Origin of the sequence: Nitrospirillum guaranorum (genome assembly GCF_034653275.1) — a bacterium.
In the GTDB taxonomy this organism is placed as follows: Bacteria; Pseudomonadota; Alphaproteobacteria; order Azospirillales; family Azospirillaceae; genus Nitrospirillum.
In genome coordinates this window covers 60,779-86,540 of the sequence record NZ_JAYEES010000001.1, presented here as the reverse complement: position 1 = coordinate 86,540, position 25,762 = coordinate 60,779, and the positions used below count along the sequence as shown (strand labels likewise).

The 25,762-nt window shown below is 69.3% G+C and carries 15 protein-coding genes and 1 pseudogene; 10 read left to right on the top strand and 6 right to left on the bottom strand.

Annotation, left to right across the window (positions count from 1 at the left end):
- Positions 1–128 precede the first annotated feature (128 nt).
- A complete protein-coding gene (locus UAJ10_RS00235) occupies positions 129–884 on the top strand; it encodes a proteasome-type protease (protein ID WP_322913124.1) in 756 nt (251 codons plus the stop codon).
- Positions 885–896: 12 nt separating this feature from the next.
- Here the strand turns inward: UAJ10_RS00235 and UAJ10_RS00230 are convergent, their stop codons facing one another.
- The 3 genes from UAJ10_RS00230 to UAJ10_RS00220 form a co-directional block, all read right to left on the bottom strand.
- Complete coding sequence (locus tag UAJ10_RS00230) at positions 897–4,481, bottom strand: response regulator (RefSeq protein WP_322913123.1); 3,585 nt, start codon at positions 4,479–4,481, stop codon at positions 897–899.
- 139 nt (positions 4,482–4,620) lie between these two features.
- A complete protein-coding gene (locus UAJ10_RS00225) occupies positions 4,621–5,880 on the bottom strand; it encodes a sensor histidine kinase (protein ID WP_322914475.1) in 1,260 nt (419 codons plus the stop codon).
- Between the two features lie 166 nt (positions 5,881–6,046).
- Positions 6,047–6,526, bottom strand: coding sequence for an Lrp/AsnC family transcriptional regulator (locus UAJ10_RS00220; RefSeq protein WP_322913121.1), 480 nt, complete (start codon positions 6,524–6,526; stop codon positions 6,047–6,049).
- 157 nt (positions 6,527–6,683) lie between these two features.
- Between UAJ10_RS00220 and UAJ10_RS00215 the strand changes: the two genes are divergently transcribed.
- Positions 6,684–6,947 (top strand): DUF6356 family protein, encoded by a 264-nt coding sequence (locus UAJ10_RS00215; protein WP_322913119.1) that lies wholly within the window; start codon positions 6,684–6,686, stop codon positions 6,945–6,947.
- Here the strand turns inward: UAJ10_RS00215 and UAJ10_RS00210 are convergent.
- The 3 genes from UAJ10_RS00210 to sodC form a co-directional block, all read right to left on the bottom strand.
- Entirely contained in the window at positions 6,926–8,464 is a 1,539-nt protein-coding gene (locus UAJ10_RS00210) for an HD domain-containing phosphohydrolase (RefSeq protein WP_322913118.1), read from the bottom strand. The genes UAJ10_RS00215 and UAJ10_RS00210 overlap by 22 nt on opposite strands.
- Complete coding sequence (locus tag UAJ10_RS00205) at positions 8,461–10,917, bottom strand: sensor histidine kinase (protein WP_322913117.1); 2,457 nt, start codon at positions 10,915–10,917, stop codon at positions 8,461–8,463. The genes UAJ10_RS00210 and UAJ10_RS00205 overlap by 4 nt, the downstream gene beginning before the upstream one ends.
- Before the next feature lie 297 nt (positions 10,918–11,214).
- Entirely contained in the window at positions 11,215–11,766 is a 552-nt protein-coding gene (sodC, locus tag UAJ10_RS00200; protein WP_322913116.1) for a superoxide dismutase [Cu-Zn] SodC, read from the bottom strand.
- A gap of 208 nt (positions 11,767–11,974) precedes the next feature.
- Between sodC and UAJ10_RS00195 the strand changes: the two genes are divergently transcribed.
- The 8 genes and pseudogenes from UAJ10_RS00195 (at position 11,975) to UAJ10_RS00155 (ending at position 25,751) form a co-directional block, all read left to right on the top strand.
- On the top strand, positions 11,975–12,685 hold the full coding sequence (locus UAJ10_RS00195) for a response regulator transcription factor (RefSeq protein WP_322913115.1): 711 nt from the start codon (positions 11,975–11,977) through the stop codon (positions 12,683–12,685).
- The gene (locus UAJ10_RS00190; protein WP_322913114.1) at positions 12,682–13,992 is read left to right on the top strand and encodes a sensor histidine kinase; all 1,311 of its coding nucleotides are present in this window, start codon (positions 12,682–12,684) and stop codon (positions 13,990–13,992) included. The genes UAJ10_RS00195 and UAJ10_RS00190 overlap by 4 nt, the downstream gene beginning before the upstream one ends.
- Positions 13,993–14,064: 72 nt before the next feature.
- Positions 14,065–14,763, top strand: coding sequence for an ABC transporter ATP-binding protein (locus UAJ10_RS00185; protein ID WP_322913113.1), 699 nt, complete (start codon positions 14,065–14,067; stop codon positions 14,761–14,763).
- Entirely contained in the window at positions 14,760–17,153 is a 2,394-nt protein-coding gene (locus tag UAJ10_RS00180; RefSeq protein WP_322913111.1) for an ABC transporter permease, read from the top strand. Before UAJ10_RS00185 ends, UAJ10_RS00180 begins: the two co-directional genes overlap by 4 nt.
- Before the next feature lie 525 nt (positions 17,154–17,678).
- The gene (locus UAJ10_RS00175) at positions 17,679–20,513 is read left to right on the top strand and encodes a TonB-dependent receptor (RefSeq protein ID WP_322913110.1); all 2,835 of its coding nucleotides are present in this window, start codon (positions 17,679–17,681) and stop codon (positions 20,511–20,513) included.
- A 184-nt stretch (positions 20,514–20,697) separates the two neighbouring features.
- Positions 20,698–22,241: pseudogene (locus UAJ10_RS00165) on the top strand (tryptophan halogenase family protein).
- A gap of 10 nt (positions 22,242–22,251) precedes the next feature.
- Complete coding sequence (locus tag UAJ10_RS00160; protein WP_322913108.1) at positions 22,252–24,117, top strand: alpha-amylase family glycosyl hydrolase; 1,866 nt, start codon at positions 22,252–22,254, stop codon at positions 24,115–24,117.
- On the top strand, positions 24,114–25,751 hold the full coding sequence (locus UAJ10_RS00155) for an alpha-glucosidase family protein (protein ID WP_322913107.1): 1,638 nt from the start codon (positions 24,114–24,116) through the stop codon (positions 25,749–25,751). The genes UAJ10_RS00160 and UAJ10_RS00155 overlap by 4 nt, the downstream gene beginning before the upstream one ends.
- Positions 25,752–25,762 lie beyond the last annotated feature (11 nt).

The window sequence follows — 25,762 nt, the reverse complement described above, 5'->3', positions numbered from 1 at the left end:
TGGCGGCCGCCGGTTTCGGGGTATGACGGGGCATGGGGATAGGGACCCTGTCCGTCGGGGCGCCTATCCCTCACTTGAGGAAGAAAGCCGCCCGTCAAGGATGGCGTCCCGCATGTCGAGGCCTGAAGATGACCTATTGCGTCGCCCTGTTTCTCAAAGCCGGGCTGGTGATGCTCTCCGACACCCGCACCAATGCCGGGGTCGACAACATCTCCACCTTCTGCAAGATGCACCGGTTCGAAACCCCGGGTGAGCGCTGCATGGTCCTGCTGACGGCGGGGAACCTGTCCATCAGCCAGTCGGTGGTGAACCGCCTGCAGGAAGGCGTTTCCATCGGCGACGCCGATCCGGAGACGCTGGCCACCGTCCCGTCCATGTTCCGCGCCGCGCAGCTGGTGGGTGCCGCCATCCGCGATGTCTACAACAGCGACGGCTTGGCCATGAAGGCGCAGGGCGTGGGCTTCGACGCGTCGTTCCTGCTGGGCGGACAGATCAGGGGCCGGGGCATGCGCCTGTTCCAGATTTATTCGCCCGGCAACTTCATCGAGGCGACACCCGAAACGCCCTACCTGCAGATCGGGGAGCACAAGTACGGCAAGCCCATCCTGGATCGCGTGGTCTCTTACGACACGCCGGTGCAGGACGGGGTGAAGCTGGTGCTGGTCTCCATGGACAGCACCCTGCGCAGCAACCTGTCGGTCGGCATGCCCATCGACCTGGCGGTCTACCATCGCGACGATCTGCAGCTGCGCATCAACCGTCGCATCACCGAGACCGACAGCTATTTCCAGCATGTGCGCGACCATTGGTCCAACGCCCTGCGGCAGAGCTACGGCACCCTGCCCACGGCCGACGAGTGGTGGGCGGGCGAGCGGCAGGGCTAGCCCGCCGGAGCGCTATCCCTCGGCCTTTTTCAGCAGCGGTTTCAGCACGGCGGCCACGGCGGCCAGCCCGGCGGGGAGGGTCGCCGCCAACGCGGCGATCTGGGGCCGGCACTCATCCGCCTTCCCGGCGCGCGCGGACGTCTGGATGCGGGTCGCCAGGTTCTGCATCTGGCGCAGGCCGATGTCACCCGCGGTGGCGATCAGGGTATGGGCGGCCCTGGCCATGGCGTCGGTGTCGCTGGTGTTCGCCAGGGTTTCCAGCGTCGCCACCCGCGCCTCGCATTCGTTCACCGACGACATGACCAGGTCGGCCAGGGTGTCTGTGTCCAGCAGCTCCGCCAGCTGGCGCAGGGGTGCGGGGTCCAGCACGGGCGGCTCGGCCGGTGCTGCGGGTGCCGCCGGCTCCGGGGCCCTCTGTTCCGGGACCCTCTGTTCCGGGACCAGGGGGGCCGGCGGTGCCGAAGGCATCGGGATGGGGGCGGTCGGGGCCGGAACGGTGCCCTCTGTCGACCCGACCACCGCGACCCAGCGCGCCACGGTGGTGGCCAGGGTGGGCAGGGCGAAGGGTTTGGCGATGTAGTCGTCCATGCCGGCGGCCAGATATTCCTCGCGCATGCCGGCCATGGCGTTGGCCGTCATGGCGATGACGGGGGTGCGGGCCCGGCCCATCCTTCCCTGGATGTCGCGGATGCGCTGGGTGGCCTGCACGCCGTCCATCTCCGGCATCTGGATGTCCATCAGCACGGCGTGGAAGGCTTCGCGCTCATAAAGGTCCAGCGCCGTGCGCGCGTCACCGGCCAGGGTGACACGATAGCCCAGCTTCTCCAGCATGGTCCGGGCGACCGTTTGGTTGATGAAGTTGTCGTCCACCACCAGCAGCCGGGCGCCGTTGCCGGCGGGCAGGCCCGGCCGGCCGGGCTTGGGCGGCCGGTTGGGGCGCGGTGCTGCCGCCGGTGGCGATCCCTGTACCGGGGGCAGGGCTTGCGCCTTGGGTATCTCCTTGGCGCGTGCCGCCGGCAGGCGCACGGTGAAGGCGAAGGTGCTGCCCTGGTTCAGCGTGCTGTCCAGGGTGATGGCGCCGCCCATGAGGGCCACCAGCCGCTGGGAAATGGCCAAGCCCAGGCCCGACCCGCCGAAGCGGCGGGAGATCGAGGTATCGGCCTGCCCGAACTTGCGGAACAACTGCGCCTGGGCCGGCGCGCTGATGCCGATGCCGGTGTCGCGCACGGCGAAGTGCAGCGGCACCAGGCCGTCCCTGGCGATGCCCACCTCCACCTCCAGCGTGACCGATCCCCTTTCCGTGAACTTCACGGCGTTGCCCACCAGGTTCAACAGAACCTGGCGCAGGCGGAACGGGTCGCCCCGGTAATGGCCGGGGGCCGCCCCCACCACCAGCGTTTCCAGCCGTATGCCCTTGTCGCGGGCGCGCGGCTCCAGGATGGCCAACACGCCGGCGGTGACGTCGGCCAGGGCGAACGGCACCTCCTCCAGCTCCACCCGCCCCGCTTCCAGCTTCGAGATGTCCAGGATGTCGTTGATGATGGACAGCAGGGCGTCGGCGCTGTCGCGTATGATGGCGGCGTAGGTCGCCTGGTCGGCGGTCAGCGGGCTTTCCAGCAACAGCTGCACCATGCCCATGACCCCGTTCATGGGCGTGCGGATCTCGTGGCTCATGTTGGCCAGGAAGTCCGACTTGGCGGCGTTGGCCGCCTCGGCGGAGCGGCGCGCGGCGTCCAGCTCCTCCGCCAGGGTGCGCAGTTCACGCGCCTGCGCCGCCAGGCGGTCGCGCGCGTCGATCAGGTCGCTGACCTGCCGCCGCTGCAGCGTCATGTCCATGTAGCTGACGACGAAGCCGCCGCCCGGCATGGGGATGGCCCGCGCCTCCAGCGTGCTGCCGTCGGCCCGCGTCAGCTCATAGGTCATGGGTTCCGGTGAGCGCACCCCCGCCAGCGGGTCGGCGGCGCCGTCCTTCAACAGGGGCTCGACCTCCCCCAGGGGCAGGCCGGGCGGGCAATCCTCCGCCGTCAGCCCCATCAGATCCAGGAAATGGCGGTTGCGGATGGACAGGCGCAGCTGGGCGTCGAAGGCGACGATGCCCTGGTCAATGGATTCCAGGATGGTGGTCAGCAGCCTGTCGCGCTCCTGCAGGTGCTGGCGCGCCTCCACCAAGGGCGTGATGTTGCGCCCCACCCCGCGGAAGCCGCGAAAACGGCCGTCAGGCGCGTAATAAGGCCGGCCGGAGATTTCCAGGTGCCGGATCTGGTCGTTGGGTCCGGGGACGGAATAGGTGAAGTCGCGGAAGGGGGTGCGGGTGTTGAGGAACCCCTCGTAGATCGCCCAGTGGGCGGCGTCGGCGTCGGTCGACAGCTCCCGCCGGGTGCGGCCCAGCAACTGGGCCACGTCGATGCCCACGAACTGCACCCCGTCGGAGATGTAGGTCAGGCGGTGGGTCTCATCCGTTTCCCAGTACCAGTCGGTTGACACCTCCGTCAGGTCGCGGAACCGTTCCTCCCGCGCCACCAGTTCCTGCTCCTGCCGCGCGACGGCGTCGGCCATGGCGTTGAAGGCCTGGGCCACGGCCTCCAATTCCGGCCCGCTGCCGGGGCTGTCGACGTGGATGGCGCGGTCGCCGGCGGCGATGCGCTGCGCCGCGTCGCCCAGGGCGCGCAGCCAGCGCAGGACCGACAGCTCCAGCCCCGCCACACCCAGGGCGAAGGCCAGCAGGGTGACGGCCAGAACCACCACCAGGTTGCGGCGGAAGTCGATGTTGGCGGCGGCCAGCACATCGGCCTTGGACAGGCCGACGGCCACGCGGGCCCCGGTGTCCCCCACGCTGGCGATGCCGAACAACCGGCCCACGCCCTGCAAATCGACCGTGTCGGCGTTGCCGTCCGGCGTGGCCAGCATGGCGCCGATCAAGGGCGCGCGACGATCGTCATCCCCCACCTCGGCACCGGACTCCGGGTACCGCGCCAGGATGTGGCCATGGCGGTCCACGGCCAGGAACACGGCGTGCCGCTTCTCCACCAGTTGCCGGCCCATGTCCTCCAGCCATTGCAGGCTGATGGCGGTGCTGGCCACGCGGGCGACATCGCCCTTGGGGGTGGCCTGCATCTGCGCCACCACCATCACCGGCTGGCCCGAGGTGCGGCCGATCAGGAAATCGCTGATGGTGGGCTGGCCGGTCCTGATCAGGGTCTGGAAATAGTCGCGGTCGCCAAAGTTCTGGAAGGGGGGCCCGGATGATGAGCAGAAGGCCTGGCCGTCCGGCCCCATCAGATTGACGTTGGTGATCCAGGGATGGGCCGCCTTCATCAGCCGCGCGTCCTGCACGCACTCCTCCACCGGCAGGCGCGCGCTTTCGCTGACCAGCGTGTCCGCGATGTGCCGGGCCTGGGTGATCAGCATCGCCTGCTGCCCGGCGACCGCGTGCGCCAGGCCCAGGGCCTGGGCCTCGGCGCCGGCCACGGCCTCCGACCGGCGGGCGCCGTAGTCGGCGATGGACAGGGCGGTGAGGGGCGCCACCACCACCAGCAGCAGGATTTGCAGCCGGGCGCGCAGGCCTTTGCCGTGCAGCTTCAGGTAGTGGGGAGGCAAGCCGTTATGCCTTTCCGGCTGAACGTCAGGGTCGCGCCATCATAGCGAAAGCCACCGGGAAATACAGGCACAGCCGCAAGACAGGATCGTTGCGGATCCGATTTTTCAATAAATTAGAGGTGGCACGCGCGGTCAGCCCTCAGGCCGCTTGCACCTTGCGCGCCCGGGGCACGGTGACGGAGATGTAGAACTGTGTGCCGGCTTTGTCGAAGGCCATCTCCGCCCCGATCTGGCGGCACAGCGCCTGGACCACGGTCATGCCGATACCGGCCAGGCGGGCGGCCCCCATGTCGGTGGGCAACTGCCCGCTGGGGTCGTCGATGATGCAGGACAGGCGGTTGTCCACCACGGACAGGGTCAGCTGCACGGGGCTGTACAGCTCGTCCGACCGGCGCAGGGTGGGGGTCAGCATCTCATTCAGGATCAGGGCCAGGGCGACGCCCGTCTCCACCGGCAGCAGCACGGGCGTGCTGGTGACCTGCACACGGTCCAGGGCGCCGTATTCCGCGGCCACCTCACGGCAAAAGGCGGGCAGCAGGGCGCCGAACTCCACCTCGTCCACCGTCTCGGCCTGCAGCATGCGCTTGTGGACCTCGTTGATGGCCAGCACGCGGGTGCGGGCCTCCGCCAGGGCGCGTTCGGCCTGCGGGTCCTTGGTGTCGTGGGTCTGCAACTGCAGCAGGGTTCCGATCATGGCCAGGCCGTTGCCCACGCGGTGGTTGATCTCGCGCAGCAGACGGCCCTTTTCGTCCAGCATGTCCTGCAACTGCTGGCGCATGCGGCTTTCGCGGTCCGCCTCGGTCATGGCGCCGCTGGACAGGCGCCAGACCAGGCCGCCGGCCACCAGGCAGATGACGACGCTGCCGGCCACGAACAACAGGCGCAGGGTGTTGACCCGGCCCTGGCGCTGCACCAGCAGCGCCTGCTCGGTGCCGTCTATGATGGCCACCTGCTCCCGCACCTCGGCCATCAGGGACTCGCCCCGTTCCAGGGTGATGGTGTCCGGGGGCGATCCGGCGGGGGTCTGCATCAGCACCTGCAGCGCATCCAGCCTCGCGTTGGCCAGGGCCGTCAGGGTGGATGCGCGCCGCACCTGGTCCGGGTTGTCGCTCAGCAGGGTGGTCAGCGCCAGCAGCTGGTTGGTGGTGTCGTCGCGATAGCCCTGGAAGCGGTCGCGGGCCTCCGGCGCGTGGACCAGCAGGTACAGGCGCTGGGCCAATTCCGCCGACAGGATGTGGCTCAGCACCAGGATCGCTGTGGTGCGGACCTGATGGCTGTGGTTCACCCACCTCTCGCTGCTCACCACCTCCGCGAAGATGGACTGCATGATCAACAGCAGGGCGACGATGCCACCCAGGGCCGCCAGCCCCGCCAGTCGCACCCGCTGTCGCAGCAGCATGTCCACGGCTTACGCCCTCATCAAACCCGGCACCCTCACGAAACCGCGACGCGCCAATCGCCCATAAAAAATCCCTCCGCGTTTCGCAACGCGGATGGGACAAACCAGAGGCGGAACATGACGCAGTTTTTCCCGCCTGGCGACCTTGCCTTAGGCGTATGCCTCTTTATGGTCGCGACAGCGGGCTCGGGAGGGGGATCGCCGTGGTGGATTTGATGCGTTCCATGGCGAAGCTGGAACTGACGTCGGTCAGCTTGGTCACCTTGATCAGGCGCTTGTACACCCGGTCGTAATGGGGAATATCGGCCACCAGCACCTTCAGCAGGTAATCGACGTCGCCGCTCATGCGGTAGAACTCCACGATTTCCGGGATGTCCGCCACGCCCCGGGCGAACGTTTCCAGCCAGTCCTCGTCATGTTGGTTGGTCCGGATGGCGACGAATACGGTGATGCCGCAGCCCAGCAGGTCGGCGTCCAGCAGGGCGACGCGGCGGCGGATGATGCCCGCCTCCTCCAGCTGCTTGACCCGGCGCCAGCAGGCGTTGGTCGACAGGGCGACGGCGTCGGCCAGCTGGGCGATGGACAGCGAGGCGTCCTCCTGCAGCAACTGCAGAAGCCGGATGTCGATCTTGTCAAGATGATCCATGGAACTGCCACTTCATGGGATGAGTTCACACTATCGCGCCATCACAGTGGGACAGTTTGGGATTTTTCTCAAGGCCGTCCGGGTTATGCTGATGTCATCGGCACCGGATGGCAGCGGCCGTATGACAGGGGCCGGATGACAGGGAAAGGCGCGGATCATGTTGGGCAAGCTGTTTATCGATCACCCGCGGTCAGTTCAGGAAAGCTATGGCGAGCATGCCGTCGTGGCGGCGTCGTTCGGTGGCCGCATGGTGCTGGCGGGCCTGGCCTGTCTGGTGCACGCCGTCGTGCCGGGCCTGTTCGTGCGCACCGGCAGCCGCACCATCACCACGCTGTATGACGAGATGGTGGTGAATCGCAACCGCAAGGCCGCCCCGCCGGAAGCCGCCGTGGGCGCCGGCTATCGCTCGATATCCGGGTAACGCGTCCGGCTTTCCATCAGGGTCGGCGCCAACGCCAGGATGGCGTCCACCACGGTGGGGTCGAAATGGCGGCCCCGCTCCTTGACCATATGCTCCAGGATGCGTTCCAGGGGCCAGGGCGCCTTATAGGGCCGGTGGCTGCCCAGGGCGTCGAACACGTCGGCGGCGGCGACGATGCGGGCCAGCGGGTCGATCTCATCCCCCCGCAGGCCCCGGGGATAACCCGTCCCATCCCATTTCTCATGATGCTGAAGGGCGATGACGGCGCCGGCGCGCAGGATGTCCTGCCGGGCGTCCTTCAGCATGCGCCAGCCGATGTCGGCGTGCGTCTGCATCACCTTCCATTCCTCCTCGTCCAGCTGGCCGCGCTTGTTCAGGATATGGTCGGGGATGCCGATCTTGCCGATGTCGTGCAGGGGGGCCGCGTAGCGCACCCGCGACACCATGGTCTCATCATACCCCAGATAGGCGGCGATCATGCCCGCCGCCTCCGATACCCGCTTCAAATGGTTGCCGGTTTCCTGGTTGCGCGTCTCCACCGCCTCGCCCAGGCGGAAGACGATCTCGCGCTGGGTCTCCTCGATCTCCTCCTTCAGGCGCAGGTTATCGAAGGCTACGGTCAGGTTGCGTACGAACAGGGCCAGCAGGTCGCGGCCCAGGGGCGTGACGGCGGCCACACCATCCAGATACAGCAGGCGGCGCCCGCCGCCGCCGGTGGGCAGCCATTCGCTCCACCGGCCATGTTCGCGCAGGTTGCCGTCCAGCGCCAGCGCGGCTTGCACCTCCGCGGGCACGGGGCCGTCCTCATCCAGATCCGCGAACCGGCCGCAGGCGGCCAGGGCCCGGGCAGGACCGTCGGGCCTGTCCTGTTCCAGCACCAGGCCGTTCAGCACAACCCCACCCGTCAGGCCCGCCAGCTGCTCCAGGCAGGTTCGGGCCAGGCGGTCGGCGGCGGTCAGGTGGAAAATTCGGGGCAGGGCGTCGATCAGCCGGCGCAGGCCCTGGCGGCTCTGCTCCACCGCCGCGATATCGCGGTACCCGCGCAGGCAGGAATACATCAGGGTGAACAGCTGCCGCTCCGTCAGTTCCCCCTTCTCACGATAATTGTCGATGTCGTAGCGGGCGATGATGTCGGCCTCGGGCGCCGAGCCGGGCTGGCCGGTGTTCAGCACGATGCGCACCTGGCGGTTGCCCAGCCGCTCCCGCACCGCCTTGGCCACGTCCAGGCCGGCGCTGTCGCTTTCCATCACCACGTCCAGCAACAGCACGGCGATGTCCGGATGTTCCGCCATGCGCTGCAGGGTCTCCGCCCCGGAATGGGCATGCAGGAAGGCCAGCGGCCGGCCGTCCATGCGGAATCCCTCCAGCGCCAGCTCGGTGACCGCGTGGATGGCGGTGTCATCATCGGCGATCAGCACCTTCCACGGCGCGACGGGGGATGCTGGCGGGGGCGGCCGGGGCGCTGGCGGAACCGGGTCGGCGGGTGACCGGGCGAACAGATCGTCGAAGGTCATCATGGCGATATCCCGTTGAAGGCGTCAGGCGCCGGTTCCGCTGATGCGGGGGCGGCGGCGGGCGGGACCAGGGGCATTTCGATGCGAAAGGCGGTGCCGGCGCCAGGGGCGCTCTCCACGGCGATGCGGCCCTTCAGGCCGCTGGTGACCAGGGTGTGGGCGATGGACAAGCCCAGGCCGCTGCCGCCCTGGCCGCGCTTGGTGGTGAAGAAGGGCTCGAAACAGCGCCGGCGCACCTCTTCCGTCATGCCGATGCCGTCGTCACGCACCTCCATCACCGCGCGGTTGCCGGACCGGGTCAGGGTGAGGCGCACGGTGCCGCCCTCCTGGTCGGGGAAGGCGTGCATCACCGCGTTCAGCACCAGGTTGCTGGCCACCTGCCACAGCTGGGATGGGACGGCGCGCACGATGATCTCACCATCCCCCTCGATGACGAGGGTGTGCCGGCCGCGCCGCAACTCCGGCCGCAGGTTGACCAGCGCGTCCTCAAGATACTGTTTAAGCCGTACCTCATGTTCGGCGTCGCCGTGCTGGTCGATGGCCACCTGCTTGAAGCTGCGCACCAGCCGGGTGGCGCGCTCCAGATTCTCCTGGATCAGCGACGTCAGGGTGGCCGCCCGCTTCAGGTAGTCGTCCAGCATTTCCTTGGTCATGGCGCGCTCGGCGAAGGCGCCGGCCAGCAGGCGGGTGCGCTCCGCCAGGGTGCTGGCGGCGGTGACACCCACGCCGATGGGGGTGTTCACCTCGTGCGCCACGCCGGCCACCAGGCCGCCCAACGCGGCCATCTTCTCGCTTTCCACCAGCTGGTCCTGCGCATCCTCCAGCTGGGCCAGCGCCGTCACCGCGCGTTCCTTGGTGGCGGCCAGCGCCAGCTCGTCACGCTTGCGGGCGGTGATGTCGGTGGCCAGGCACACGATCATGCCGCCGCCGGGTACCAGCCGGAAACGGGCCTCGCACCAGCGTCGGCCGCCGGGTAGGGGCGCGTCGAAGCTGTACTGCCCGCCGCCGTCCGCCAGACGGGCCAGCAGGGCGGGCATGGTCAGCAGGCGCATGCCGGCGGGGTAGAGGCCCGCCAGGTGGGTGTTGATGTCCGCCAGGGTGGCGCCGGGCCGGGTCAGGTGCTCCGGCAGGTCCAGCACGGCGGCTAGGCGGGCGTTGGCCGCCTTCACCCGGCCCTCACGGTCCAGCAGGCACAGGCCCTCGGTCATGTTGTCGAAGGTCAGGCGCAACTCGCCCACGGCCTTGTGCAGGCGTTGCTCCAGCAGGATGGCCGGGGCCAGCAGGCGCCGCGCCGCGGCGCCGTAGGCCAGCCAGATGCCCGCCAGCAGCAGAATGGCGCTACCCAAGGGCCACAGGCTGCCGCTGAGCAACGCGGACAAAAAATCCCCCAAGGGCATACGCACGACCAGCGACCAGCCGAGGTTGGTCAGGGGCAGGGCGGCGGTCAGCCAGGCGCCGTCGCGCACCGGCTGGCCGGCGCCCGCCAGCGCCCGCCGCACCTCCGCCAGGGGCAGGCTGGGGCGGTCGCCGGTCTTCGCGTCGGGCAGCACGGCTTCGGCCGGGGCGCCGCCCCGTAGCACGACGGTGCCTTTGGCATCGACGATCAGCAGTTCGTTGCCGGGGAGATCCGGCAGGGGGCCGATCGCCCGCCACAGTCCCTCCAGGGACAGGCTGACGGTGATGGCCAGGAAGTCGGGCAGGTCGCTGGACCGGGTGAGATAGGCGGCGGTGACGCCCCGGCCCGCCACCATGCTGCGATAGGGCGGGCTCATCATGCCTTGGCCGATCTTCAGCGCACGCTGCGCCAGGCCGCGGATGCTGGCGATCAGGCGTTCGCCGGTCATGTCGTCGCGCAGGCCCCGGGGCATGTCGGGGTAGGTCAGCGCCCAGTCCGGCCCGACCACGGTGACCGAACTGATGGGCGTGCCGCTGGCCAGCAGGCTGATGCCCTGCAGCATGGATAGAAGGCAGGCGGTGGGGCCGGCGGGCGGGCGCTGGTCGGGCGCGGTCAGGATCAGGTGGGCGTTCAGCGCGGCGGCATCGGCTCGCAGGCGCTCGTCACAGCGCACGGCGTCGTTGGCGGGCAGGCCTTGGATGCGGCCGGGTTCCGCCCGCGTGCCCGACAGGCGCGTGGCCACGCCGTCACCGATCGTCCGCGCCTGTTCCAGCGCGGGGGTCAGGGTCAGGGCCCGGGCCAGCAGCTGCCGCTGCAGGTCGGCGACCAGGGCGTCCGCGTCGTGGTGCAGTTGAGCCCCCGCCGCCGCCAGCACGGCCAGGGTCAACAGCACGGCGGCACCCAGCAGGCCCCGGCGGCCGAACTGGCCCAGGCGCGGGATGCCGCCGCCATCCGGGGCAACCCCCAAAGCGCGGTCCGGGTCCAGCGTTCCGTCCCGCTGCACCGCCGTCAGCGTCGGGGTTGGGGTGGGATTTGGGGTCGAGGAGGAATAGAAGGTCATAAGTGTCCGCGTGCCACCTGCCCCGGTCCGAAAGGGGGAAGGGGGACGCGTTCCGGACGCGCCCGCTGGGACCGGTCACCGCCCGGTCATATGGACAAATCCGCCGGTATGCTCACTGTATGCTTCGGCATAGCTTGGCCAGGCCGGCGCCATATCCGGTGGTTTCGGGATCGGAACATGGGGTCCAGCAGGGCGGCGGGTGTGGCTCCCCGCGTGCCGGCGGCGGAACACCGCAAAAAACCAAGCCCCAGCAGGCGGTTCCGCTGGGGCTTTGCTCAATGGCGACGGGGGTGGACCTTACTTCTCGCCCACCACGCCGCAGGCGATGCGGCCGCCGCCGCCGCCCAGTGGTTCCGGCGTGTCGGAGAAGTTGTCGCCGCCGGCATGGATGACGAAGGCGTGGCCGGCCAGGTCGGACAGCGTCAGGTGCGGCACCGTCAGCGGCTCGGGCGCGGTGCTGCCGTCGGCCGTGACCGTCAGCGGGGGCAGGTCGCCCTTGTGGCCGTCGGCCGTGGGGCCCAGGTGCTTGCCGGTGCCGGCGGGGTCGAAGTGGCCGCCGGCCCCCAGCCCGGCGCCGGGCTTGCCGTCCTTTTCCCCCGGCTGGCATGAGGCGTTGGCGTGCAGGTGGAAGCCATGCACCCCCGGCGGCAGGCCGGTCAGCTTGGGCGTCAGCACCAGGCCGCCGCTGCCTTCGGTGGCGGTGATGGTGCCGATGGCGGCCCCCACGCCCGTGGCGGTGATCAGGTGGACGGTGGTGACGACCGGGGCGCCGGCGGCCAGGGCCGGGGCGGTGGTGGCGACCGCCATCGCGGCCGACAGCAGGGCGGCGCGCAGAATGGACTTCGTCATGCTTTCCCTCCAGATGGGCCCGGCGTTCCCCGGCGAAGCGGGCGCGGGCTTATGGGCAGGTTTGGTTAACACGCTGAATGATAGGGGAGAAGGCCGGGGCCTGCCAGCAGGCAGGCTGCTTAGGCCGTAAGATTGCGACTATGTCGCGGCGCCGCTGTTTCACGCTATCGTCCGGCGCGCAGATATCGCATTCAAGGATGCCGCCCTCATGATCCCGCCCCCGCCCGACGGCGCCCGCATCCTGCTGGTGGAAGACGACGACCGGTTGGCACCCCTTGTGGTGCGCCATTTGGCCGACAGCGGCTTCCAGGTCGCCTGGGCCGCGGACGCGGCGGCGGCTGACGCGCATTTGCGGGCGCATGCCGTGGACCTGGCGGTGCTGGACATCATGCTGCCGGGGGAGGATGGCTTGTCCCTCTGCCGTCGCATCCGCCGCGACCACGACATCGGCATCATCATGGTCACCGCCCGGGGGCAGGAGGCCGACCGAATCCGCGGCCTGGACCTGGGCGCCGACGACTACCTGCCCAAGCCCTACAGCCTGTGGGAGCTGGAGGCGCGGGCCAAGGCGGTGCTGCGGCGCTGCGTCCGCGCCGGCCCGGCGGCGGCCCCGCCCGCCATCCACCACGCCGGTCCCTTCCGCATCGACGCCGGCAGCCGCGTCGCCAGCCTGCACGGCCAAGCCCTGGATCTGACGCGCACGGAGTTCGACCTGCTGGCCCGACTGGCGGCGGAGCCGGGGCGGGTGTTCAGCCGCGACATGCTGCTGGAATGCGTGCGGGGTGGGGAGACGGACGCCTTCGACCGCGCGGTCGACACCCACATCAGCAACCTGCGCCGCAAGATCGGTGACGACCCCAAGACCCCCACCTTCATCCGCACGGTGTGGGGCGTGGGCTACCGGTTCCACCTGTCATGAGGGGGCCGGGCCTGTTCCGCCTGATGTTCTGGCGGGCGCTGCTGCTGGTGGCCGTCTGCCTGGGCATCCTGGTGACGCTGTCCTTCCATTTCCAGGCGCGCTTCCTCTATGGCGACTGGCAGCGCGATCTGCAGGAAGAGGCGCGCTGGCAGGCCAGCCACTGGCCCGAGGGCCAGGATCCGGCGACCGTTGTCCAGGCCTGGGGGGCGGCGCACCGCCGGGTGCGTCTGACCTGGCTGGCGGCCGATGGCCATGTTGTGGGTGACAGCCGACCTGACCGCCCGTCCTTGGATCCCGGGCTGGTCGGCGCGGGGCACCAGGATCTGGAGGTGCTGGTGGGCGCCGCGCCGCTGCCCGGCGGCGGCACCCTGGTGCTGAGCCGCGCCGGCCAGCCGGCGATCCCCCTCCATGTGGAGTTCGTGCCCGTCGTGCTGGTGTTCGTCGGGTTGGCCGCCTTGCTGATCTGGCCGCCGGTGCGCGACCTGACGGGGGCCTTCCGCCGTCTCTCCACCCTGGCCGCGCGCGTGGCCGGCGGGCACTTCGGGGAGACGCTGGCCCCGCCGCGCCAGCGCGAACTGGCGGGCCTGGTCCAATCCTTCAACGACATGTCGCTCGCCCTGCGCGATGCCGAAACGCGGCAGCGCCGGTTGCTGGCCGACGTGTCGCACGAACTACGGTCTCCCCTGGGCCGGCTGCGGGCGCTGGGGGAGACCATCGCCCGCCGGCCGGAACAGGCGGCGCCGCATCTGGCGCAGATGGATGCGGAGATCGCGCTGATGGATCGCCTGGTCGGCGACATCCTGGAGGCGGCGCGGGTGGAGGAGGGGGCCGTGCCGCTGGTGCGGGACGCGGTGGCGCTGGCCGACTGGGGCCGCGACGCCTTCGCCCGGCTCTCATCCCGCATCGAGGGCGCCGGCATCGGGGTGTCGGTGAGCGTGGACGCGGACCGCACCGTCCACATCGACGCCGAACGCCTGTTCCAGGCCCTGGGCAACCTGGTGGACAACGCGGTGGCCGCCACCCAGGGTCGGCCGGACGCGCGCATCACCCTTGGCCTGCGGGCCGACGACGCGGGCTGGCGCGTAACGGTGGCCGACAATGGCCGGGGCATCCCGGCGGCCGACCTGCCCCACGTCTTCGACCGTTTCTTTCGTGTCGACCGCCACCGGGGCCGCCAAACGGGCGGCGCTGGTTTGGGCCTTGGCATCGCCCGTAGCCTGGTGGTGGCGCAGGGCGGCCGGCTGACGCTGGACAGCACGGTGGACATGGGCACCACCGCCACCCTGGTTTTCCCCACACTTTCCTGACAATCGCGGCAAAGGCGCCCGACACGGCCCCGCCACGCTGTCCCCTCTTCAACCAGGAAAGGGGGGGCGCAGGTGTCGCCTGTCATTCAATTGCTGGCCGCCGGGCGGACGTTCCGCCAGGGGCCTGACGCGCACGCCGCCCTGCGGCCCGCCACCGTCACCATCGACCGGGGGCAGTATGTGGCGGTGACGGGGGCGTCCGGCTCCGGCAAGTCCACGCTGCTGAACCTCATCACCGGGGTGGATCGGGCCAGCCAGGGCTCCGTCCGCGTCAACGGCACGGCGCTGGAGACGTTGGGTGAGGGGGCGCTGGCCCGTTTCCGGGGGGCCAGCATTGGCATCGTCTTCCAGTTCTTCGAACTGATCCCCACCTTGACCGCCCTGGACAATGTCGTGCTGGCCATGGATTTGGTGGGTACGGTGCCGGCCAAGGCGCGCCGGGCGCGGGCCCTGTCCCTGCTGGGCGACATGGGCCTGGCCGACCAGGCCTTCCGCCCGCCCGGCCGCCTTTCGGGTGGCGAGCAGCAGCGCGTGGCCATCGCCCGCGCCCTGGCCAACGACCCGCCCATCCTGATCGCGGACGAACCCACCGGCAACCTGGACCGCGCCAACGGGGAACGCGTGGCCGCCCTGTTCGACCGCTGCGTGGCCGATGGGCGCACCGTCATCGTCGCCACCCACGAACGCGTCGGGTTGGATCGCTATCACCGGGTGCTGCGGGTCGAGGACGGCCAGGTGACGGAGAATAATCCGGTGGAGGACACGCCATGATCTCCGTTCGAATGAAGAAGGTGGCGCGCGACTTCGGCGTGCGCTGGGGCCGCACCCTGATGGCCTTCGCCGGACTCACCATCGGCCTATTCGTCGCCGGCGCGGTGGTGGCCGCCTATTCCCTGCTGCGCACGGACCTGGACGCCGGCTATCGCCGCACCAACCCGCCCAACCTGGTGCTGCGCACCGATGCCGTGCCGCCGGAGGCGCTGCGCCGGCTGGCGGCCCTACCCGGCGTCGCGGCTGTGGAGGAACGCCCATTGGTGATGGCCCGGGTGCAAACCCGGCCGGGCCGCTGGTGGCCCCTGGAACTGTCGGTGGTGGACGACTTCCGCGCCCTGCGCGTGGCCACCTTCGCTCCCGACGCCGGCCTGCCCCAGGAGGCCTGGCCGCCCCCCACCGGCAGCCTGCTGCTGGAACGCGATGGGCGTTATTTCATGGAGGGCGGGCCGGGTGTCGCCCTGCCGCTGCGCTTCGCCAATGGCGGAACCGCCAGCGCGACCTTCGGCGGCTATGTCTTCGATCCCGGCCAGCATCCCTCGCGCATGGAAATGGTGCTTTACGGCTATGTCACCCGCGCCACCCTGGCCGCCTGGGGCCAGACGCTGGATGGCACCCGCCTGCTGCTGACCGCGCGCGCGTCCATCGGCCCGGAAAGCGCCGGCGCGCTGGCCCCGGCGGTGGAGTCCACGTTGGCGGCGGCGGGCGTGGCCGTGCGGCGCCTGGATATCCAGGACGTCCCGGTCTACGGCCACCAGAACCAGTTGGACGCGCTGCTGGTGCTGATGGCCGGCTTGGCCTTGACCACCCTGGTCATGGGCATGGTGCTGGTGGTCAACCTGATCGACGGGATGATGACGCGGGAACGGCGGGTGGTGGGGGTGATGCGGGCCCTGGGGGCCCGGCCGGGGCAGGTGCTGCGCGACTATCTGCTGGCCACGGGAGCCTTCGGCCTGGTGGCCGCTCTGGCCAGCCTCTGGGCCGCCATGACCATGGGCACGGTCATGGCCCGCTTCCTGGCCGCCGGCAATAATTTCGACCTGTTGACGCCCCGGCCACCCCTATGGGTGGCGGCCATCATCCTGGCTTTCGGTGCGGCCACGCCCCTGGCGGTGGCCACCTGGCGGGTGGGGCGGACGGTGCGCCTGCCCGTGCGCTTGGCCCTGATGCGGGCCGATGGGCAGGGCGGCGGCGCGGGCGTGGGCATGCTGGGCCGTGCCGTGATCCTGCCCCTGCTGCCCCGCCTGGCGTTGGGGGCCGTGCTGCGGCGGCCCCGCCCGGCCGTGCTCAGCGCCCTGGTGCTGGCCATCGGCCTGGCTTTTTTCCTGACGGCCCTGAACGTCCGCGCCTCCATGCAGGGCACGGCGGCGGCGGTGGCGCGGACCAAGCCCTACGACGTGCAATTGGCGCTGCGCCAGCCTTATCCGGTGGACCGCCTGCGACCCCTGCTGGCCGGTCGGGCGGGGGTCCGCGTGGCGGAGTACTGGCGGGCGGCGGCGGCCACACCGCTGGGCGCCGACGGGGTGCGCCTGGGCAACGCCATTCCGGTGGTGGCGCCGCCAGCGGACACCCGCCTGCTGCGCCCGGATCTGCTGGCCGGGCGGTGGCTGGCCGGGAACACGCTGTCCGGGAACGCCACGCCCCATGGTGTGGTCGTGACGCAGAAGCTGTTGGCCGACGTTCCGGCCCTCCGGTTGGGCGGCGCCTATCAACTGCGCGCCGGGGACCGCGTCGCACCGGTCACCATCATCGGCGTGGTGCGGGAATTCGGACCGGGCCGCGTCTACGCCCCCGCAGCGGTGATGGACGCCCTGCGCCCGTCACCCGCGGACGCCGACCTGGTCTATCTGGCCCTGGCCCCGGGCACGGACCAGCGTCGGGCCGCCCAGGAATTGCAGGACGACCTGATCGCCGCCGGCATCCAGGTGGGGGAGGTGGAGACGGCCGGTATGCTGAGGGCCATCATCGACGGTCATCTGAACTTCATCACCCTCATCCTCATGGCAATCTCCGTCCTGGCCTTGGCGACCGGCGTGCTGGGCTTGGCGGCCTGCATCGGCGTCAGCGTGGCGGAGCGAACGCGGGAGGTCGGGGTGATGAAGGCCATGGGCGGCGGCGCCGCCGCCCTGGTGCGTCTGTTCATTTATGAGGCGGTGGTGATCGCCGTCCTGGGCTGGGGCGTCGCTTCGGCATTGGCGCCGCTCATCAGCCGCCCGGTGGTGGCCCGCTTCGGCCAGAGCATCATCCGCTACCCCTTCGACTACCAGGCCTGTCCCTGGGGTGCCGCCGCTGGCCTGGGGGTCGCCCTCCTGGTCGCGGTACTGGCGGCGCTGGCCCCCGCCCTGACGGCGGCGCGCGCCGCCGTGGCCACCGCCCTGCGGGTGGAATGAGGACAGGCCATTTGATTGCGGTCTTGTAAGCGCCAGGCCGGATCCGCAAGGGTCCGGCCTTTTTCATTGTGCATGTGCACACATGATTATTTGGGTGGGCGAAGCAGAATTGGTTAACAGTCGCGCCGCTGTCTGAATACGTATGTGACTGTTACTGGATCGTTGCACATACGTATGCGGACTATGTTACAAAAATCCGCCCCACACTATGATCGTCACAAATTCGGGAGGATACGGGGCCAGGGTGCCCAAGCACCCAGATCCAAGTTGATGCGCGTTCAGGTGGAAACGATACGGCCGGGCACCTCGAAATGCCTGGTACAGTCGTACCTGAGCCATCTTTGATCCATACCGTGACATTCATGACGTCGTGCAAGGTGCCCCGTCGACCCGGGGCGGCCACAGCCTTCGTTCACGCCGGGGCGACCCGGGGGGTGTCCGTCCACAGGGGCGGGCGCTTTGAAGAACAGCAGCAACTGGGCCGGGTAACGGCCCGCGTAAGGCAAGACTTAAGGGGAGGGTGCCATGAGGAACATGAAGATCAGTTTGGCCGCCAGGCTGGCCCTGGGCGTCAGCGCCGCCGTGCTGATGATGCACGGATCCGCCCTGGCGCAGAGCGCGCCGGCCGATGCCGCCGCCGCCAACGACGACATGCAGGAAATCGTCGTCAGCGGCTTCCGCCACTCGCTGGAATCGGCGATCGAGGCGAAGCGCGACGCCAGCCAGATCGTGGAAGCGATCTCGGCCGAGGACATTGGCAAGCTGCCGGACAACTCCATCGCCGAATTGCTGGCCCGCCTGCCCGGCCTGGCCGCCCAGCGCGTCGATGGCCGCGCCCAGGTCATCAGCCTGCGCGGTTTGGGCCCGGACTTCACCCTGACCACCCTGAACGGGCGCGAGCAGGTGTCGACCGGCAACAACCGCAGCGTCGAATACGACCTGTACCCCTCGGAAATCATCAGCAGCGCCGTGGTTTACAAGACCCCGCAGGCCGGCTTCACGGCCCAGGGCCTGGCCGGCACCGTGGACCTGCAGACCGTCCGCCCGCTGGACTACGGCAAGCAGGTGCTGTCCGCCTCCGCCCGGTATGAGCAGACCTCCATCGGCAAGCTGAATTCCGACAGCGAGGACAAGGGCTACCGCGCCAGCGCCACCTACATCGACCAGTTCGCCCACGACACCCTGGGCGTGTCGCTGTCCATCGCCCATCTGAACTCGCCGACGCAGCAGGAAACCTCGCGCGTCTGGGGCTACCCGCAGCTGTCCAACGGCAAGTACGTCATCGGCGGTGACGAGGTGCGCGCGAATTCCGAAGAGTTCAACCGCACCGGCATCATGAGCACGGTGCAGTACAAGCCCACCGACAACTTCACCACGTCGCTGGACTTCTTCTACACCCACTATCAGGACTACCAGTGGCAGCGCGGCATCGAGATGCCGCTGCAGTGGGGCAACGGCTCGGCCATCGGCGCGCAGCCGCCCGTGGCGCTGCTGCCCGGCTACACCACCGTCGGCAACATGATCACCAGCGGCGCGTTCAGCGGCGTGAAGGGCGTGGGCCGCAGCGACGTGGGCACCACCCAGTCCGACCTGTACTCCATCGGCTGGAACGGCCAGTACACCAAGGGCGACTGGACCGGCACCCTGGACGCCGGCTACAGCCAGGCCGACCGCACCACCACCCGCTTCGAATCCTACTTCGGCACCGGTTCCAGCGGGTCGTCGGGCGCCACCGACACCATCGGGTTCACCGATGTCGGCACCAATGTGGCCGGGTACCAGTACACCCACAACCTGAACTACGCCGACCCCAACCTGATCAAGCTGACCGATCCCAACAACTGGAACGGCGGCACCACCCCCTATGCCCAGAACGGCTACCTGAACAAGCCGCGGGTGCACGACGACCTGTATTCGCTGAAGGGTGACCTCAAGAAGGACTTCCACGAAGTCGCCTTCCTGAAGGACATCGACATCGGCGTGAACTACACCGAGCGCAACAAGGAATACTACCAGCCGGAATGGTACGTCACCCTGACGTCCAACCTGACCGCGCCGGTCGATCCCCTGACCGGCGTGCGGGGCGCCAGCGCCGCCATTCCGTCCTGGGCCATGGTGGGCACCGCCGACCTCAGCTGGATCGGCCTGGGCAACACCGTCGCCTACAACCCGGTGGAACTGCTGTCCCGCGGCGTCTACAGCCTGGTGCCCTGTGGCCAGTATCGCGCCAACTGCACGGGCGACAGCCACTACACCGTGGATGAAAAAGTCACCACCGCCTTCGTCAAGGCGGACGTGGACGGTAACCTGGGGAGCGTGAAGGTCACCGGCAACGTCGGTCTGCAACTGGTCCATACCGACCAGTCGTCCACCGGCATCGCCGTCAGCACCGCCAATTCCGCCGCCGGCGTTTATGCCCCGCGCACCGAGGGCATCGCCTACAACGACCTGCTGCCCAGCCTGAACCTGTCCTTCGTTCTGCCTAACCCGGACCATCAGATCCGTCTGGGCGCCGCCCGCGAGATGATGCGGGCCCGCATGGACCAGATGCAGGCCAACCTGGCCTACAGCTTCGACAGCTCCAAGGCCGGCTACACCGGCGGCAACCTGAACAACAGTCCGTGGAGCGGCAACGGCGGCAACCCCTACCTGAAGCCCTGGTACGCCGACGCGGTCGACCTGTCCTACGAATACTATTTCAACAAGGCTGGCTACCTGTCGCTGGCGGCGTTCTACAAGCACCTGGAAAACAACATCTACAATAAGAGCACGGTCACGGACTTCACCGGGGTCACCAGCAATTCCACCACCGGATCCAGCACCACGCTGGGTTACGTCACCGTGCCCGTGAACGGTGCCGGCGGCATGATCGAGGGCGTGGAGGCCGCGTTCGCCGTGCCGCTGGACATGGTGTGGTCCAAGCTGAGCGGCTTCGGCATCAACGGCGCCGCCGGCTGGACGCAGACCGACCTGCAGGCCGGGTCGCAGGGTGTGGGTAGCGGCAACAGCACCCTGCCGGTGGCCGGTTACTCCAAGTGGACGGAGCAGGGCACGCTGTACTACGAGAACGGCGGCTTCGGCGCCCGCGTCTCGGTCACCCACCGCTCCGGCTACCTGTCGGAACAGACCGGTTTCGGGCAGGGCCGCGAGTTCGACCTGGCGGTGCCGGAGACCCTGGTGGACGCCCAGGTCAGCTACGACTTCGGCGAAGGCGCCCTGAAGGGCCTCTCCATCGTCCTGCAGGCCCAGAACCTGACCGACGAGCCGGTCATCACCTACTACAACGGCGATACCACGCAGAATTGGCGGTACGAAAAGTACGGCGTTCGTTATCTGCTCGGCGCTTCCTACAAGTACTGAGCCGATAGGGTGGGGTCTCCCGCCGGCATCCCGGCCGGCGGGCGCCTCTCGCCTTTCTCCCCGAGCCCTCGTGAGGCGGGCCCAGACCCAGGTGGACCCCAGATCCAGGTGGACCAGGGCCCGCCTCACCCTTTTCCCCGCTCCGGCGGGGACGTACCGTCAACAGCGACCTGGAAGACAGGCCATGACGTTCGCCCCCCTCCGCGACATCGTCATCGTCGGCGGCGGAACCGCCGGATGGATGACGGCCGCCCTTTTCAGCCACATCCTGGGCCCTGGCGGCCACCGCATCCACCTGGTGGAATCCGAGGAGATCGGAACCGTGGGCGTGGGCGAGGCCACCATCCCCCCATCGCCATCTTCAACCGCGCCTTGGGCCTGGACGAAAACGACTTCCTGCGCCAGACCCAGGGCACCATCAAGCTGGCCATCGAGTTCGTGGACTGGCTGCGGCCGGGGCACCGCTACCTGCACAGCTTCGGCGCTTTCAGCCGGTCGCTGGGGCTGGGCCATTTCCAGGATTTCTGGCTGCGCGCCCACCGCCTGGGCATGACGGACGACTGGGAACCCTACATCCTCAATAGCGTGGCGGCCCGGCGCGGGCGCTTCCTGCGGCCCGACCCGCGCCGGCAAAGCCCGCTTGAGCCGCTGGCCCACGCCTTCCACATCGATGCCGGGCTGTACGCCCGCTATCTGCGGCGGTTCGCGGAACAGCGCGGGGTGCGCCGGACGGAGGGCAAGATCGTCCGCACCGTGCTGCGCGCCCACGACGGCTTCGTCGACGCGGTGGAGCTGGCCGACGGCACGCGCGTCGCCGGGGACCTGTTCATCGACTGCTCCGGCTTTCGCGGCCTGTTGATCGAGCAGGCGCTGAACACCGGGTTCGAGGACTGGACGCATTGGCTGCCCTGTGACCGGGCCTGGGCCGTGCCCAGCGCGCACGACGGGTCCGCCGCCGCCCTGACGCCCTACACCCGCTCGACCGCGCGGCCCGCCGGCTGGCAGTGGCGCATCCCGCTGCAGCACCGCACCGGCAACGGCTACGTCTATTCCAGCCGCCATGTCAGCGATGACGAGGCGGCCGCCACGCTCATGGCCAACCTGGATGGCGAAGCGTTGGCCGAGCCACGCCAGTTGCGTTTCACCGCCGGTCGCCGCCGCCGCTTCTGGAACCGCAACGTCGTGGCCGTGGGCCTGGCCGGCGGATTCATGGAACCCCTGGAGTCCACCAGCATCCACCTGGTGCAGTCGGCGATTTCCCGCCTGATCACGCTGCTGCCGAACCGGGAATTCGATCCCGCCGTGGCGGACGAGTTCAACCGGGCGTCGGCCATCGAGTATGAGCGCATCCGCGACTTCATCATCCTGCACTACGCGGCCACGGAACGCGCCGACAACCCCTTCTGGAGGGAGTGCCGGGACCGGCCCGTGCCCGAGGAACTGGCCCGCCGCATGCGCGTCTTCCGGGCGCTGGGCCGCGTCGCCCGCGACCACGACGAACTGTTCAGCGAGGTCAGCTGGCTGCACGTCTTCCTGGGGCAGGGGGTCTGGCCGCGCGATCACCATCCCCTGGCCGACCAGTTGTCGGAAGAGGATCTGCGCCGTTTCCTGGACGACATCAAGTCGGCCGTGGCGCGCGAGGTGGATGCCATGCCCACCCATGCCGACTTCGTCGCCCGCCACTGCTCCGCCCCCCAATGCCCCGCTACCGCAAGCCCGACCGCCTGACGAGGACCGCATGACGCCCTTCAGCCGCCGCCTGGCGCTGTTCGCCACGACCATGATCATCGCCGCCGGGACCCTGCCGCTGGCGGGCGCCGCTCCGGCGCGGGCCGCCGACTATCGCGATCGGCTGGCGGAGGATGAGGTGGTCTATTTCCTGCTGCCCGACCGCTTCGACAACGCCGACCCCGCCAACGACACGGGCGGCCTGGGCGGCGGCCTGGGCGGCGACCGGTCGGTCACCGGCTACGATCCGACCGACAGCGGCTATTACCACGGCGGCGATCTCAAGGGCCTGATCCGGCGGCTGGACTACATCCAGGGCCTGGGCGCCACGGCCCTGTGGGTCGGCCCGGTGTTCAAGAATAAGGCGGTGCAGGGGGCGCCCGGCCACCAGTCCGCCGGCTACCACGGCTATTGGATCACCGACTTCACCCACGTCGATCCGCATCTGGGCACCGACGACGACTTCAAGGCCCTGGTGGACGCGGCCCACGCGCGCGGCATGAAGGTCTATCTGGACATCGTCATCAACCACACGGCCGACGTCATCCAGTACAAGGAATGCGCCCTGGAAAACGGCAAGGGCAAGCCGTGCCCCTACCGCTCCAAGGCGGACTATCCCTATACCCGCAAGGGCGGCCCCGCCGGCCCCGCCATCAATGCCGGCTTCCAGGGCGACGAGGTCCGGACCGAGGAGAACTTCGCCCGGCTGACGGACCCGGCCTACGCCTACACCCCCTTCGTGCCCGAGGCGGAACGGCATGTTAAGGCGCCGGACTGGCTGAACGACCCCCGCTACTACCACAATCGCGGTGAATCGACCTTCAAGGGCGAAAGCTCCCTGTACGGCGACTTCGGCGGCCTGGACGACGTGATGACGGAGCACCCGGCCGTGGTGCGGGGCTTCATCGACATCTATGGCGGCTGGATCGACCGCTATGGCATCGACGGCTACCGCATCGATACCACCCGCCATGTGAATCCGGAATTCTGGCAGGCCTTCGTGCCCGCCATGTTGGAACGCGCCAAGGCCAAGGGCATCCCCCATTTCCATATCTTTGGCGAGGTGGCGGACACCGACGGCCGGGTGGCCATCCTGGCCCGCCACACCCGCGTGGACAAGTTGCCGGCCGTGCTGGACTTCGCCTTCCGCCGCGCCGTGGTCGACACGGTGGCCGGCACCAAGGGCACCGACAGGCTGGCCCTGATGCTGGACGGCGATGCGCTGTACGAGGGCGGTGAGGACGCGGCGCGCCAGCTGCCCACCTTCGTCAGCAACCATGACCACGGCCGCTTCGCCTATTTCGCCCGTAAGGCTTTCCCCCAGGCCGGGGAGGATGAGATCCTCCGCCGTGTGATCCTGGCCAACGCCCTGATGTTCACCCAGCGCGGCGTGCCCGTCGTCTATTCCGGGGACGAGCAGGGCTTCAGCGGCGGGGAGGATCGCGCCGGCCGCGAGGACATGTTCGGCAGCCGCGTCCCGTCCTACAACGCGGAACGCCTGGTGGGCACCACCGCCACCACCGCCACGCCCAGCTTCAACCCGGACCACCCGCTCTATAAGGCCCTGGCCGAGATGGCGCGTCTGCGCGAGGCGGAGCCGGCGCTGCGCCACGGCCGCAGCGTCCTGCGCTACGCCAGTGAAAAGCCGGGATTGTTCGCCGTCTCGCGTATTGACCCCGCCACGGGGCGCGAGGTGCTGGTGGCCGTCAACACCGGGACCCAACCGGTGAACGCCCAGGTTGAGGTCGGCAGCCAGTGGACCACTTTCATCGCCCTGCACGGCCGATGCGGCGCTGCCCCTACCGCCCCTGGCAGCTATGCTGTCCAGCTGGCCCCGCTTGATTACGTTGTCTGCGCATCTGGAGAGGCTTCATGACCATGGAACACCCCACCCATACTGGACCGGGCAGCCCCCGACCCTGGTGGCGCGGGGCGGCGATCTACCAGATCTATCCGCGCAGTTTCGCCGACTCCAACAACGACGGCGTGGGCGACCTGCCCGGCATCACCCGGCACCTGGATCATATCGCCAGCCTGGGCGTGGACGCCGTCTGGCTGTCGCCCTTCTTCACCTCCCCCATGCGCGACTTCGGCTATGACGTGTCCGATTTCCGTGACGTCGACCCGCTGTTCGGCACCCTGGCCGATTTCGACGCCCTGGTGGCGCGGGCGCATGCGCTGAATCTCAAGGTCATCATCGACCAGGTCTATTCCCACACGTCCGACCAGCACGCCTGGTTCCAGGAAAGCCGCCAGGACCGCACCAACCCCAAGGCCGACTGGTATGTCTGGGCCGACGCCAAGCCCGACGGCAGTCCGCCCTGCAACTGGCAGTCCGTCTTCGGCGGCCCGGCCTGGACCTGGGACGCGCGGCGGCGGCAGTACTACCTGCACAACTTCCTGACCGAACAGCCGGATCTGAACGTGCACAATCCGGTGGTGCAGGACGCCCTGCTGGACGTGGCGCGCTTTTGGCTGGATCGGGGGGTGGATGGCTTCCGCCTGGACGCCATCAACTTCTCCATGCACGACCCGGCCTTCACCGACAATCCGGTGAACCCGGACACGCGCGCCGCGCGCACCCGGCCCTTCGATTTCCAGCTGCATTCCAAGAACATGTCCCACCCGGACATTCCGAAATTCCTGGAACGCATCCGCGGCGTGCTGGACAGCTACGATGGCGACCGCTTCACGGTGGCGGAGGTGGGCGGCCCCGATGCCGATCGCGAGATGAAGGCCTTCACCGCCGGCGACACGCGGCTGAACAGCGCCTACGACTTCAGCTTCCTCTATGCCGACACCTTGACCCCCGCCCTGGTGCGCAAGGCGCTGGAGCTGTGGCCGGATGAGCCCGGCCTGGGCTGGCCCAGTTGGGCCTTTTCCAACCATGACGCGCCGCGCTGCGTCTCCCGCTGGGCGAAGCCGCAGGACCGCGCGGCCTTCGCCCGCATGGCGGCGCTGCTGCTGGTCACCCTGCGCGGCAACATCTTCTTCTACCAGGGGGAAGAGCTGGCGCTGACCCAGGTGTCCATCCCGTTCGAGCAGCTGCAGGACCCCGAGGCCATCGCCAACTGGCCCCTGACCCTGGGCCGCGACGGCGCCCGCACGCCCATGCCCTGGACGTCCGGCGCCCCCAACGCCGGCTTCAGCACCGTCCAGCCCTGGCTGCCCGTGGGCGCCGACCATGACGCGATGGCGGTGGACCGGCAGCAGGCCGACCCCCACTCCCACCTGGCGCTGACCCGCCGGGTGCTGGGCCTGCGCAAGGCGCACGCGGCGCTGGCGGTGGGCGATATGCGCTTCATCGAGACGGGCGAGCACGTGCTGGCCTTCGAACGCAGCCACGGCGACGAGACGCTGCTGTGCCTGTTCAACTTCGGCCCCGGGGCGTGGACGACGCCGGAGGGGGCGAACTGGCCGGTGGTGGACAGTGTGGGCGAGCCGCGGTCCGGCACCCAGGGCTGGACCCTGCCGCCCTTCGGCGGCCTGGTGCTGTCGCGGCCGAAATAGGCGCGACTTGA

Excerpts from the sequence above, each read along its gene's own strand:
- UAJ10_RS00235 (WP_322913124.1), top strand. The coding sequence starts at position 129 with ATGACCTATTGCGTCGCCCTGTTTCTCAAAGCCGGGCTGGTGATGCTC.
- UAJ10_RS00225 (WP_322914475.1), bottom strand. The coding sequence starts at position 5,880 with ATGCTGCTGCGACAGCGGGTGCGACTGGCGGGGCTGGCGGCCCTGGGT.
- UAJ10_RS00220 (WP_322913121.1), bottom strand. The coding sequence starts at position 6,526 with ATGGATCATCTTGACAAGATCGACATCCGGCTTCTGCAGTTGCTGCAG.
- UAJ10_RS00215 (WP_322913119.1), top strand. The coding sequence starts at position 6,684 with ATGTTGGGCAAGCTGTTTATCGATCACCCGCGGTCAGTTCAGGAAAGC.
- UAJ10_RS00210 (WP_322913118.1), bottom strand. The coding sequence starts at position 8,464 with ATGATGACCTTCGACGATCTGTTCGCCCGGTCACCCGCCGACCCGGTT.
- UAJ10_RS00205 (WP_322913117.1), bottom strand. The coding sequence starts at position 10,917 with ATGACCTTCTATTCCTCCTCGACCCCAAATCCCACCCCAACCCCGACG.
- sodC (WP_322913116.1), bottom strand. The coding sequence starts at position 11,766 with ATGACGAAGTCCATTCTGCGCGCCGCCCTGCTGTCGGCCGCGATGGCG.
- UAJ10_RS00195 (WP_322913115.1), top strand. The coding sequence starts at position 11,975 with ATGATCCCGCCCCCGCCCGACGGCGCCCGCATCCTGCTGGTGGAAGAC.
- UAJ10_RS00190 (WP_322913114.1), top strand. The coding sequence starts at position 12,682 with ATGAGGGGGCCGGGCCTGTTCCGCCTGATGTTCTGGCGGGCGCTGCTG.
- UAJ10_RS00180 (WP_322913111.1), top strand. The coding sequence starts at position 14,760 with ATGATCTCCGTTCGAATGAAGAAGGTGGCGCGCGACTTCGGCGTGCGC.
- UAJ10_RS00175 (WP_322913110.1), top strand. The coding sequence starts at position 17,679 with ATGAGGAACATGAAGATCAGTTTGGCCGCCAGGCTGGCCCTGGGCGTC.
- UAJ10_RS00160 (WP_322913108.1), top strand. The coding sequence starts at position 22,252 with ATGACGCCCTTCAGCCGCCGCCTGGCGCTGTTCGCCACGACCATGATC.
- UAJ10_RS00155 (WP_322913107.1), top strand. The coding sequence starts at position 24,114 with ATGACCATGGAACACCCCACCCATACTGGACCGGGCAGCCCCCGACCC.